This is a genomic window from Anaerobiospirillum thomasii (assembly GCF_900445255.1).
Taxonomy (GTDB): Bacteria; Pseudomonadota; Gammaproteobacteria; order Enterobacterales; family Succinivibrionaceae; genus Anaerobiospirillum_A; species Anaerobiospirillum_A thomasii.
Genome location: NZ_UAPU01000007.1, coordinates 450,001 through 462,292, shown reverse-complemented (window position 1 = coordinate 462,292; position 12,292 = coordinate 450,001). Strand labels below are relative to the sequence as shown.

Below are 12,292 nucleotides of genomic sequence, written 5' to 3'. Positions count from 1 at the left end.
CTTACCAAATAATTACATAAATCCTTTGTTAACAACAGATTCTTCTTTGCTCTATTATTGTGACATTATTAATAAAATCCATAAAAAAATACTATAAATATATTATTTTAACTGTACATATATGATATAATATGTACAGTTATATCTTAATTAATAGATAATATTTTGAGGGTTTTAGTTATGTCTATACCTGAGAATATAAGAGCCGTCCCAAGACCTACAAATACTGTCGTAGTTCTATCTGGAACTGGCAGATATAGGTACGCTGTTCGTCAAAGATCTGGTACTAAGTATGATGCCAAAGGAAAGGCCCAGCCTATCAATGGAGCTATTATTGGTCATATTATTGATGGTCGTTATGTTGCCAAAGAGACTAAAATTGTATCTCAGGGAGTAATGCCAGATAAATTGTCTTATGGAGCCAGTGCTCTTGCTTTCTCGGTAGTCGGCGATATAAAAGACGATTTGAGGGCCGTGTATGAGTGCGGGGATGTGGATACAATTCTCGCTATGGCCTTGCTAAGGGTAATAAGACCTAGAGTTACAAATACAAGATTGAAGTCCGCCTATGAGCATTGTTTTATTTCAAAATTTATACCTTATGTGGGCCTTAGCAAGAATACAGTAGCAAAGTTCATCTACCACCTTGGCTCAAATTCTCAATTGATGCATGATTTTTATGCAAGACGTATAGACAGACTCCTGCCTTCTTGTCATATTGCTATAGATGGAACTCTTAAGCAGAATACAAGTATAGTTAACGATTTGTCTAACTTTTCAAGGAAGTCTCGTGTCAAAGGTTGCAGAGATGTCTCTATTATCTATGCTTATGTAATAGAAACCATGGAGCCATTATGCTCTATGATTTTACCTGGAAACATTATAGATGCCTCTGCTTATAGAGCCTTTATTAGGAACAATAATATAGAAAAAGGAATTATAGTAACCGACAAAGGCTTTCCACCAAATAAAATTAGACAGGAGCTCGCTGAGCACAAAGATCTTCACTATATAACCCCAATAAGGCGCAATGATGTACGAATCAGTGAGTATTCTCTTTTAGAGTTTGACAGTGCCATCAGATATGAGGAAAAAGCAGTAGTTTGCAGGAAAGTTGTAACAAAAGACGGTCTTTATCTGTATTCTTTCAGAGATATATCAGGCTATGCAAAAGAAAATACAAACTACATAATGAGAACGATAAAAAACAACTCATTTGACGCTCAGGAGTATAAATCTAGAGAAGAAAAGTCCGGATTGATTGTTTTTGAGTCAGATTTAGATCTAGAACCATCTTCTGTATATAAGACATTCAAGGAGCGATGGCTTCTTGAGCTTATGTTTAATCGCTATAAAAATGAAGAGTACTTTGATGAGACAAGAGTTCACAATGACTTTTCTGTGCAGGGTCTTGAGTTTATAAACTTCATATCAACCTTGATTACATCAAGGATTCTAAACAAGCTTGAGGAAAATAATGTACTAAACGGCATAACATATGGAGAGCTTATGGAAGATCTCAATGCCGTATGGAGAAGAACTGATCCACCTATTGAAGGCATACCTGATTTAGATGATGGATACTGGGAAGTGGGGGTTAAATCGAGCTTTGAGGCATTAATTAAACTTGGACTTTGTACCAATAAGCAGGCACCTGAAAAACTTAGAAAAGCTAAAGCTGGTCGACCTCATAAAGAGAAAAAAGAAGTGGACTCGCAAGGAGTTACATCTGAGCCCAAACCAAGAGGAAGACCAAAGAAAAAGCCTGAATTTATTGGACCCAAAAGAAAACCTGGCAGACCTAAAATTGAAAAAACTGACAAGATTAAAAGACCGGTTGGCAGGCCCAAAAAGAGTTCATAGACACTTAAATATGCTATTATTTAAACGGCTTCTTGAGTGGAACAACTTTCCTTTATGATAGCGTCAAATATTGAAGCCGTTTAATAGTACAGATTTTTGGGAAACTTTTATTATATACAAAATAATGCTGATATATTTTTTACAATTGATTCTGTCAGCTGTAAGTTTTTTTGTACAATACAGACTAATATTTGCATGTAAGGTTTAAAGAAATGTTAAAAAGAGCACTTTTAATTGGATCTTTGTGTTTATCAGGGGCTGTAAATGCTTTTACCTATGACATTGATAAAGATACTGTCATGGTAGGTGCAGACGATACCTATAAAGTAAGTGAGGAAGGCACCACAACACTTGAGTATGTGGCTGCCAAATTTAAAATAGGTCTTGCAAATATGATTGAGGCCAACCCTCAGGTTGATCCTATTGTGCCGCAAAAGGGTGTAAATCTTATTATCCCAAATACAGTACTGCTGCCAGAGACTGTGCACAAGGGCATAGTTATCAATGTGCCTGAGATGAGACTGTATTACTATCATGACAATCAGGTTGATGTGCTGCCAATTGGTATTGGTCAGATAGGCACCGGTACTCCTCTTGACTGGACCACCAAGGTTGAAAGAAAAAGAGCCAATCCTACTTGGACACCAACTGCCAAAATGCACGCTGAATACCGTGCCCGTGGTGAGTTCCTACCAAAAGTGTGGCCGGCAGGCCCTGACAATCCAATGGGTCTTTTTGCCTTATATATTGGCAGACTCTATGCTATTCACGGCACCAACGCTGACTTTGGTGTAGGCCTTAGAGTAAGTCATGGCTGTGTCAGACTGCGCAATGAGGATATTGAATATCTCTTTGACAATGTGCCAGTAGGCACACGCGTGCAGTTTATCAACAAGCCTATTAAAAAGGCTATAGATAAAGATGGCAATATCTATATTGAAGTGCATGAGCCTTTATCTATGTCAGAGCAGGAATTTGAAACTTTTGAAAATCTGCCTTTTAACTACACTAAAGAAGAGCTGGTCTTCTTTGAAAATGCACAAATAGATCAGGAAATTCTGCATCGAGCTCTTGAGGAGAGAACAGGCAGACCTGTACTTTTAAACCCACCTAAGTTCTACTAACTTATAACTCTTTTAATAAAAGCCCCGTTATTGAGAAATTGATAACGGGGTTTTTGCTAGTCTGCCTTTAGCCTGCGCACAGGCCGCCGTCAATCAAGTACTGACCACCGGTGCAGAAGGCTGCCTTATCTGATGATAGGAAGTAGACAAACTCAGCCACCTCCCATGGCTGACCTACGCTGCCACGGGCAAACAGGGCATTTTCCTCATCCCAGTAATCTTGAATGTTATCATTGTTGATTTTGGCAAACTTCTCAAAGAGATTGTCTACAAGAGGGGTGTGAATAGTACCTGGGCATACGGCATTGACACGTATATTGTACTGCCCTAAATCTAAAGACAGATTTTTGGTCATCTGTCCTAAGGCGCCTTTGGTTAAACCATAGCCAAAGTTATTTTTCTTGCCTACAAAAACCTGATCTGAGGCATTTATCACAATGCTCGTACCTTTGGATTTAATCATTAAAGGCAGGGATTTTCTTATGGTATTGACGCTGCCTATGATATTGGTACCGACAATGGTATCTAGCTCTTCATCTGTAATATTTAAAATGTTATTTCGCTGATGAATGCCTGCATTGACAAATAAACAGTCAAGACGGTTAAACTTATTTTCAATCTGAGCTACAGCCATCTCTAAATCAGCTGTACTGCGGGTTGAGCCTTTGATAAAAAACACTCTGTCTTTATCATCAAGGGAATTTACAAGATCAAGAGCTGCACCTTCATTAATATCCATAAAAGCAACAGCAAAGCCTTCTTTATAAAACTTTTCAACACAGGCTCTGCCAATACCTGTAGCACCGCCCGTAATAAAAATAACCTGCATCTATTTACCCTCGGTCAAATAAGTTTTTAATTTTTCAATAATGCTGATGTCAGCTGGCAGCCAGGTGACACTGTCAAGATTTGCAGCATCAAGCCACAGCGCATTTTGATGCTCAACTAAAACAGGAGTGCCTTCTTTTATGGTGCACAAAAAGCATTGCATATGCAGATGAAAATCATCGTAGTCATAATCTAGAGTGCAAAAGAGCGAGTCAATGTCAATTTTGATTTTAAGCTCTTCTAAAAGTTCTCTATGCAAAGCTTCATAGGCACACTCTCCCTCATCAATTTTGCCACCTGGAAATTCCCAGAAGCCTTTGAATTTTCCATAGCCTCTTTGTGTGGCATAAATTTTATTGCCATCTTGCAAAATGGCTGCAACTACGTTGATTGTTTTCATAATAGGCCCATATCCTTATTCTTTATTGACAATATAGTCAAAGATATTGCGCTCAACAGCTGTATCTAAGTGTAAATGCATAGTTACAACTTTCTCTTTGATATTGTCTTTACTGTAAATACTACCTTCTTTAGCGTCACTAATGCTATCTACAGCACCAAGGAAGTAAAACTCATTACCTGAATTTACCTTTTGCACATCCTCTTTGTGTTTGGATATAAAAAGATAGATCTTAGCTTTATTGTTTTTTAAATCCAAAAAGGTTTTAACATCAGATGATTGTAAAGTTCTATTCTTTTTTGAATACCACAATAAGGTTTTATCGTCTATAAAACTATCAGCATAAGGCACTGCATCTGAGCTTTTATGGTAATTGACAAAAATAGGTATAGTATTGGTGTGTTTATCATGTAAATAGCCACCTACATTGGTAGCAGGTGGATGAGTTGTCCAATTGAGAATATGCAAAACCTCAGATCGTGTATAGGTTTTATATAAGACAAAAGAGCTATTATCATAACTTTTGCTATAGTGCTCTTGATAAGAGCGTTGCACATACTCAACTATGTCTTTAAAAATAGCGGTAAAATCCTTATTCAAAAGGCATGTAGCAAGAGTATCAGAGAGTGTAAGTCTACCATCAGTAACCTTGACTAGCTCTAGATCATTAAACTTTTCTTTTTGTTGTTTTACATCAAAGCTATTATTGCAATAGTTAATAATATGCTCTTTAGTGTGTAGATCTAAAAGGCAATCTTTGTCTTTAAGATATTGATAAATATCTGTTTGTCTTTGATATAAAGCCTCTAAAAGCGTTGCGTCAAGTAAGGTTAGACCTTTTATAAAGTATCGTGAAATATAGGCTAAGATTTGACTTTCAGTAGCATTTAACTTTATTGGATATTCTTTGTCATATTCACTAGCAAAGGCATATAAAGAGCCTCTAGATTTAATAAAGAGCTTTGGATCTATTTCGTTATAGTATAAAAAGTCTACATGGCGGGGTGAGCGATGTAGTTTTTTCTTTAAAACTGCATATTGCTGCTTTAAAAAAGCAATGGTATTAAATTTAGCCTGATCGATAGATTTTAAAACTCTATCTTTGGCAATTCTATCTAGATTAACACTACAGCGACCATTGATAAGAGCATTTGGCTGTATGACAAAGCGGCGCATCTCTTCTTTGTTATAGCTATTATTGGATGACAGGGCTACTGGTATTAAGAAGTTAGTGTTGTAATTGCCAATAAAATCTAGAACGATTAAATGATCTTTTTTGTCTGAAAGTCGTAAACCTCTACCTAATTGCTGCACAAAAATGATGGCAGATTGTGTAGGGCGCAACATTAAAATTTGATTTACATCTTTAATGTCTATACCTTCATTGAAGATATCAACAGTAAAAATATAGTGTAATTTATCCTCATTATCGCCCTTTAAGCATAATCTAGCTACAGCTCTATCACGCATTTCTTGTGAGCTTGCGCCACTTAGGGCAATAGTTTTATAACCTTTTTTATTAAATTTATCAGATAGGACTTGAGCCTCATCAATACTTGAACAAAAGACCAGACCATTTATTCTATCTAGCTCGTAGCCAAAGTATTCAGCCTCTTGAATAATTCTTGTAACACGCTCATCACTAGTAAAGTTATTAAAACTTGTAAGATCGAGCTTTTTACTCTCTTGTTCGCTATTGCCTATAGTATTTAAATCTGAAATACCAAAGTAGTGAAAAGGGCATAAAAAGTTACTATTTAAGGCCTGAGCTAGGCTTATGTCTAAAAGTATATTGTTATCAAAATAGGAGTAGACATCAAAATTATCTGTTCTATCTGGGGTGGCACTCATACCAAGCTTGAAAATGCTTGGACTAAAGTAATCGGCAATCTCTTTATAGGACTTGGCACCTATATGGTGACACTCATCTATGATAACAATATCAAAACTATCGGGCGCAGCATCTAAATAACGCTTGTTACCTGTAGCATTATTTAAAGAATTTAAAGATTGAAAAGTTGCAAAAACAAAATCAGCATCAAAGGATTTTTCACTGTTTCCTGCAATAAGTGAAGTTGTTTTTGATTCTTTAAAGATAAGCTCAAAGCTCTGTTGAGCCTGCCTTGCAATAAACTCTCTGTGTACTATAAATAAAATGCGCTTGGGCATTATTTTTTGCATAGCAAAGATACATGCAAAGGTTTTACCTGTACCTGTGGCTGAAATTAAAAGACCTTTGTTATGGCCACTTGCAATAGAGTCTTGAATATTATTAATAAAGGTTTTTTGGATGTCATTAGGCTCGTAGTGGGCTTGTATCTTATCTTGATCTGCTTTGGCCTTAACGATTTTCTCTTGTATCTTTATATCTGCATAGATATCTTCATATTCAGTATAAATATCTTTATAAAAAAAGCTTTTAGCATCGAACCACAGCTTATTAAAAGAGGATAAGACTTTACCTGAAAATTCACTATGTACAGAGGTTTTTACACTAACATTCCATTCAATATTAGTGTTCATAGCACTATTTGTAAGATTAGATGAGCCTATGATAATTTCATGACAATGTTTATGAGTAAAGATATAACCTTTAGTGTGAAAGCCTGCAGAGCCGTTAGCTCTGTACATTTTAAGCTCTATATTTTTAAGCTGCATTATAGAGTGCAAGGCTTGTGGCTCGGTAAAGGTCAAATAGTCAGTAGTTAGGATTTTACCTTTAATGCCTGCATTTGACAGATCTCTTAGCACCATAAGCAAGGGAGCTAGGCCTGACTTTGTAATAAAGGCAATTGAAAAGTAAAAGACTGTTTTATTAACAAGCCCTTCATCAAGGCATAGATCTAAGGCTTGTTCAATGGTGGTTATAACCTTTTTACTCTCTATATGAGAGTTTTCATTATAGACAAAATCTATAGCATTATAGCCATAGCTGACAGGTGTAGATTCTTGGTTATTAGCTATAAATTCTGTCATATTTTTTTCTCTAAGGTCTTACCATTGAGACCATTGTATCGTTTTTAGGATCAAAGTCCTTTTTATGAATTAATATACCAAATACAGCGCAAAGGGCTAAAAGTATATAGAGTATGGTGTTGCCAAAACGCGAGTATGGAGTCACACCTGTAGCGCCTGTTACCTCAACATCAAGAACGGCAGCTACATTCTGTGGCAGAGATTTAACTACATTACCCATCTTATCAATGTAGGCTGTTACACCTGAGTTGGTAACACGTACCATTGGCTTTTGCAGCTCTAAAGAGCGCATTCTGGCAATATCTAAATGCTCAAGCGGACCACGGGTTAAACCAAACCATGAATCATTGCTGACCATTAAGATGCCATTGGCATCTTTACTGTCAAGAGATGCAATAAGCTCTGGGAATATTGCCTCATAGCAGATGGCAGGTATGAGCTCAAGATCCTTAACCTTGATATTCTCCTGTATAGCCTCACCCTTGGTAAAGCCAGACATTGGGAAGTTAAAAATCTTACCCCATTTGCGCACAATCTCAGGATATGGCACAAATTCGCCAAATGGCACTAAATGTCTTTTGCTGTAGAGATTTACATTTTCAAGTGTGGTATTGCTATCAATGGTCGCAATAGAATTGAAGATCTCTTTTTTATCATTGTAGTGCTGTATGCCTGTAATGAAATAACTGTCTTTGAAGATCATTCTTTCAACTAAGGTATAGACAAATGGTTCTGCTGACTCTATTACAACAGGTACAGCAGATTCAGGCCATACGGTTACATTGTTGCGTCTGTCAAAGGCATCTTCAGACAGATTCATATATTTTTCAATGGTAGGCATGACAGCCTCAGGACGCCATTTGACTGACTGCTCTATATTGCCCTGCACTAAAGAAAAATTATGGCTGTTTTTGCTATCTACAGTATAGGTAGTGCCCATGAACATAATGCCAAGGATAAAGATGACACCGGCAACAGGCAGGAAAATATAGCGCCTGGTAATGGTCAGGGCAATGGCTGCTGCACATAAAACCATAAGCAGATTAATGCCTCTGACACCTATGAGCGGAGCATAGGTTTCAAATGGAGAGTTGATGGCACTATAGCCAATATAGGTCCATGGAAAGCCTGTAAAGAGATAGCCTACTACAAAATCAGCAGCCACAAAGCCAATTGGCAGGAAGCACAACAGATAGGCAATAATATTTTTTGCTAAAAACTTATAGATTATATAGGCAAGAAGCGCATAGGGCAGAGCCAGATAAGAGGCAAGCACCAGCTCAAAGAGCCATGAGAGCACAAAGTGCATCTGTCCAAAATCCTGCATAACAAAGTTAAGCCAGGAGAGAGTGGCAGCATTTAATCCTGTCATATAGAAAAAGATGACAAGAAATACTGACAGGGCACTTTTTTGCATCATGACAAGCCACAGAGCAAAGCTCAAGGTCAGAACACCAAGCGGCCAGAGATTGTATGGAGCAAAGGATAGTGTGGCAATAAGTCCCAAAATAAAGGACGCCAGGATAGCGCCCTTTTTACTCTGCAAAATGGCAAGCATGCGCTCGCCATTAAATAATCTTTGTAAAAACATATTGTCTATTCTACGTTAACTTTATCTTGATCTTCGTTTATAGAAAACTGAATGGAGTTGACTCTGGTTTTTGAAGAGCTTAAAACTTTAAAGGTAAACTGATTGATAGTTACCACCTCATCATTCTTTGGCAGATGGCCAAAGGCATGAATGACAAGACCTGCAATAGTATCAACGTCAGCCTCTGGCATGGAGCATTTAAAATACCCCTCAAACTCTTCAATTAAAGTAGCGCCTCTGACTACATAACAGTTTTCAGCTGTTTTTCTTATATTGTGCTGCTCAGGCTCTACAGCATCATATTCATCGCCAATATCGCCTACGATAAGCTCAAGCACATCTTCTATGGTCACCAAACCACAAACGCTTCCAAATTCATCGACAACCACAGCTAAATGATTACGCTTTGACTGAAAGTCCTTGAGCATGGAATCAACGCGTTTTGACTCAGGCACAATAACTGGAGGGCGCAGCAGAGATGAAAGATCTTTGTGATTCTGTCCTGACAGGGCATAAGGTAGAAGATCCTTTGCCATAAGAATACCTGCAATATGATCTTTATCCTCGCAGGTTACAGGATAACGGGAGTGGCCGTACTTGGCTATGATGGCTACAGCATTTTCAAGAGTAGACTCTTTATCAATGGTAATCATAGAAGGGCGCGGTACCATGATGTCACCCACGCGCAGACGGGAGATATCAAAAACACCTTTTAACATATCCTCAGTGTTTTCATCTATAACATCATGTTCTTGTGCCTGCTTGATTACTTCCTCAAGCTCTAATTTATTCTTTGGTCTTAAGCCACGTAAAATTCTGAATATAAAATTTTCTTTTTGCTTACTAGATTCGCCACCGTCCATTTAAGGCCAGCTCCTATTAAAAAAAAACACTGTTTTATCTTATCAAAATAAAAAAAATATACAAATAAAATGCACTTTTAAGGCTCTCTGTGCTTATTAAATCTCATCTTTGTAAGGATTGTCATAGCCAAGTGACTGCACAATACTTATTTCAAGAGGCTCCATGATGGTAGCATCTTCACTTTCAATATGATCATAGCCTAAAAGATGCAGTACACCATGCACAATTAAATGGGCATAGTGCTCCTCAAGAGTCTTTTGTTGCTCTAAAGCCTCTTTCTCCACTACAGCCTTGGCAATAATAAGATCGCCAAGCAGTGGCAGCTCTACACCATCAGGGCACTCAAATGGAAATGAGAGAATATTGGTAGGATAGTCCTTGTGTCTGTAGGTCTTGTTCAAATCCTGAATTTCAGCATTATCCACAAAGCGTACAGTAAGTTCAGCCTCTGATGCCTCATAGCCGGCCCCCTGCAGAGCGCCTTGAGCCCATCTTGTTATCTGATCCTCATTTGGAAGATTGTCGGAATCGTCAAGGGCTATCTGTAAATCTAAAAAAACCTGCATAATAAAAGTCCCTTTAAAGATAAAGACCGGCAGAGCCAGTCTTTATTAACTAAGATTAGTACTAGGAAGTCTTGTCTTCTTTTTCTCTGTTCTCTTTTAACAGCTGCTGCTTTTTGTCATAGGCCTCATAGGCATTGACAATGGCTGCTACCACAGGATGGCGCACAACATCTGTTGCATCAAAGAAAGTCATGGCAATTGAGTCTATGTCTTTTAAAACCTCAATGGCACTTTTAAGACCTGATTTGACATTGCGCGGCAGATCTATCTGACTTGGATCGCCTGTGATTACAGCCTTTGAGTTAAAACCTATACGGGTTAAAAACATCTTCATCTGCTCAACTGTGGTATTCTGAGCCTCATCAAGAATGATGAATGAATCGTTTAAGGTACGTCCACGCATATAGGCAAGAGGCGCAATCTCAATAATCTGCTTTTCAATAAGTTTTTCAACCTTCTCAAAGCCTAACATTTCAAAAAGCGCATCGTAAAGAGGCCTTAGATAAGGATCAACCTTCTGTGACAGATCGCCTGGTAAAAAGCCAAGCTTTTCGCCAGCCTCAACTGCAGGTCTTGTCAGAATAATACGTCTTACCTCGTTGCGCTCAAGTGCATCTACAGCACAGGCTACAGCAAGATAGGTTTTACCGGTACCGGCAGGACCTATACCAAAACTTACATCTGAGTTTACAATTTTGCTTATATATGTGCCCTGATTTGAGGTTCTGGCCTTGACTACACCTCTTTTGGTTTTAAGAGTTGAGGCCTTGGCATAGATCTGACCTACAGAGCCACGTTCATTACTATGCTCCTCAAACTGTGGGGCATACTCCTGCTCATCCTGTTCAAGTGAAGTATGCTCAAGTATGGCCAGATGCACCATATTGTCAGTAATATTGGTGGCTTTGCTGCCCTTTAGCGGAGCTGTCTCTATATACAGACTCTTGATAATGCTCATGGCTTTTTGCACATTGCGCTGCTCACCCTCTATACGGAATGAGGCTCCAGAGTAAGCAATAGTAACTCCAAGACGCTTTTGTATCTGTACTAAATTGGCATCCTCAGGGCCTATAAGATAGGCAAGTCTGTTTTTATCAACAGGCTCAAGACTAAAGTTTGCGGTAAAAGGCTTCATATTTAATCCTTAGATCATGACACCTTTGAGGGTATGGGCCATAACCTTTTCAATTTTTACTTTAACCATTGTGCCAATCAGGCTCTTGTCGCCTTCAAAGACCACAATACGGTTATTTGAGGCACGGGCTTTAAGCTCATTGGCATCCTTGCGTGACAGACCCTCAACTAAAACCAGCTGCTCTGTACCAATCATCTTTTGTGAGTACATATTGGCCAGCTCTTCAAGACGGGCCTGCAGTTTGTACAGTCTGCGCTTTTTAGTCTCGGCAGATACAGGATCTTCAAGTACGGCAGCCTCTGTGCCAGGACGGATTGAGTAGATAAAGCTAAAGCTCTGATCAAACTCTACAGCATTGACCAGATCCATTGTTGCCTCAAAATCCTCTTCGCTCTCATTTGGGAAGCCTACAATAATATCTGTTGAAATATAGATATTAGGACGGGCCTCACGCAGTTTTCTGACCAGGGTCTTGTAGTCATCTGCTGTATAGTTACGCTTCATCAGAGACAGAATATGATCAGAACCTGACTGCACAGGAATATGGATGGCATCGGCAATTACCGGCAGATCGGCAATAGCCTGTACAATATCATCTGTAAACTCCATTGGATTTGAAGTTGTAAAGCGCAGACGCTTGACGCCTTCAATGGCGGCTACCTCATAAAGCAGAGTTGAGAATCTGACAATATTGCCATCATTATCTAGGCCTCTGTAGGAGTTTACGTTCTGACCTAAAAGATGAATTTCCTGTACGCCTGATGCTATATGACCTAAGACCTCATCAAGGATATCCTGCAGTGGACGTGAATCCTCACCACCTCTGGTGTGCGGCACAATACAGTAAGAGCAGTTGTTCGAGCAGCCTTCCATAATGGTTACAAAGGCGCTAGGACCGCGCATGCCCTGATCTGGCAGAGCATCAAATTTTTCAAGAGCATCTGC

Annotated in this window: 10 protein-coding genes (1 of these 10 cut by a window edge); 2 read left to right on the top strand and 8 right to left on the bottom strand. The window is 38.7% G+C overall.

Annotated features, from left to right (window positions below):
- Positions 1 to 180 precede the first annotated feature (180 nt).
- Together DRZ93_RS09300 and DRZ93_RS09295 are read left to right on the top strand one after the other, a co-directional pair.
- Positions 181 to 1,863, top strand: a complete 1,683-nt coding sequence (locus tag DRZ93_RS09300) for a transposase (protein WP_113745435.1) — start codon at positions 181 to 183, stop codon at positions 1,861 to 1,863.
- Between the two features lie 212 nt (positions 1,864 to 2,075).
- Positions 2,076 to 2,987, top strand: coding sequence for a L,D-transpeptidase family protein (locus DRZ93_RS09295; RefSeq protein ID WP_113746429.1), 912 nt, complete (start codon positions 2,076 to 2,078; stop codon positions 2,985 to 2,987).
- A gap of 67 nt (positions 2,988 to 3,054) precedes the next feature.
- On the opposite strand, the gene DRZ93_RS09290 is transcribed toward DRZ93_RS09295, so the two are convergent.
- The 8 genes from DRZ93_RS09290 to miaB form a co-directional block, all read right to left on the bottom strand.
- Positions 3,055 to 3,816, bottom strand: coding sequence for an SDR family NAD(P)-dependent oxidoreductase (locus DRZ93_RS09290; RefSeq protein ID WP_113743903.1), 762 nt, complete (start codon positions 3,814 to 3,816; stop codon positions 3,055 to 3,057).
- Positions 3,817 to 4,215, bottom strand: coding sequence for a (deoxy)nucleoside triphosphate pyrophosphohydrolase (locus DRZ93_RS09285; RefSeq protein WP_113743904.1), 399 nt, complete (start codon positions 4,213 to 4,215; stop codon positions 3,817 to 3,819). It lies immediately after the preceding gene.
- A 15-nt stretch (positions 4,216 to 4,230) separates the two neighbouring features.
- Positions 4,231 to 7,191 (bottom strand): DUF3427 domain-containing protein, encoded by a 2,961-nt coding sequence (locus DRZ93_RS09280; protein WP_113746428.1) that lies wholly within the window; start codon positions 7,189 to 7,191, stop codon positions 4,231 to 4,233.
- Positions 7,192 to 7,201: 10 nt separating this feature from the next.
- Positions 7,202 to 8,782 carry an apolipoprotein N-acyltransferase gene (gene lnt / locus DRZ93_RS09275; RefSeq protein WP_113746427.1) on the bottom strand — a complete coding sequence of 527 codons (1,581 nt, stop codon included), beginning with the start codon at positions 8,780 to 8,782 and terminating at the stop codon, positions 7,202 to 7,204.
- Between the two features lie 5 nt (positions 8,783 to 8,787).
- Entirely contained in the window at positions 8,788 to 9,645 is an 858-nt protein-coding gene (locus DRZ93_RS09270) for a CorC family transporter (RefSeq protein ID WP_113746426.1), read from the bottom strand.
- Between the two features lie 96 nt (positions 9,646 to 9,741).
- Positions 9,742 to 10,212: an rRNA maturation RNase YbeY gene (gene ybeY / locus DRZ93_RS09265; RefSeq protein ID WP_218564285.1), complete on the bottom strand. Its 471-nt coding sequence runs from the start codon at positions 10,210 to 10,212 to the stop codon at positions 9,742 to 9,744.
- Positions 10,213 to 10,273: 61 nt separating this feature from the next.
- Complete coding sequence (locus DRZ93_RS09260; protein WP_113746424.1) at positions 10,274 to 11,347, bottom strand: PhoH family protein; 1,074 nt, start codon at positions 11,345 to 11,347, stop codon at positions 10,274 to 10,276.
- A gap of 9 nt (positions 11,348 to 11,356) precedes the next feature.
- A protein-coding gene (gene miaB / locus DRZ93_RS09255) for a tRNA (N6-isopentenyl adenosine(37)-C2)-methylthiotransferase MiaB (RefSeq protein WP_113743910.1) crosses the window boundary here: on the bottom strand, positions 11,357 to 12,292 show its 3' portion. The gene runs 420 nt beyond the window's last position; only the last 936 of its 1,356 coding nucleotides appear in the window; the start codon falls outside the window, past its right edge; it ends in the stop codon at positions 11,357 to 11,359.

Coding starts and splice junctions, on each gene's coding strand:
- lnt (WP_113746427.1), bottom strand. CDS start 8,782: ATGTTTTTACAAAGATTATTTAATGGCGAGCGCATGCTTGCCATTTTG.
- DRZ93_RS09280 (WP_113746428.1), bottom strand. CDS start 7,191: ATGACAGAATTTATAGCTAATAACCAAGAATCTACACCTGTCAGCTAT.
- DRZ93_RS09300 (WP_113745435.1), top strand. CDS start 181: ATGTCTATACCTGAGAATATAAGAGCCGTCCCAAGACCTACAAATACT.
- ybeY (WP_218564285.1), bottom strand. CDS start 10,212: ATGCAGGTTTTTTTAGATTTACAGATAGCCCTTGACGATTCCGACAAT.
- DRZ93_RS09285 (WP_113743904.1), bottom strand. CDS start 4,215: ATGAAAACAATCAACGTAGTTGCAGCCATTTTGCAAGATGGCAATAAA.
- DRZ93_RS09295 (WP_113746429.1), top strand. CDS start 2,076: ATGTTAAAAAGAGCACTTTTAATTGGATCTTTGTGTTTATCAGGGGCT.
- DRZ93_RS09260 (WP_113746424.1), bottom strand. CDS start 11,347: ATGAAGCCTTTTACCGCAAACTTTAGTCTTGAGCCTGTTGATAAAAAC.
- DRZ93_RS09290 (WP_113743903.1), bottom strand. CDS start 3,816: ATGCAGGTTATTTTTATTACGGGCGGTGCTACAGGTATTGGCAGAGCC.
- DRZ93_RS09270 (WP_113746426.1), bottom strand. CDS start 9,645: ATGGACGGTGGCGAATCTAGTAAGCAAAAAGAAAATTTTATATTCAGA.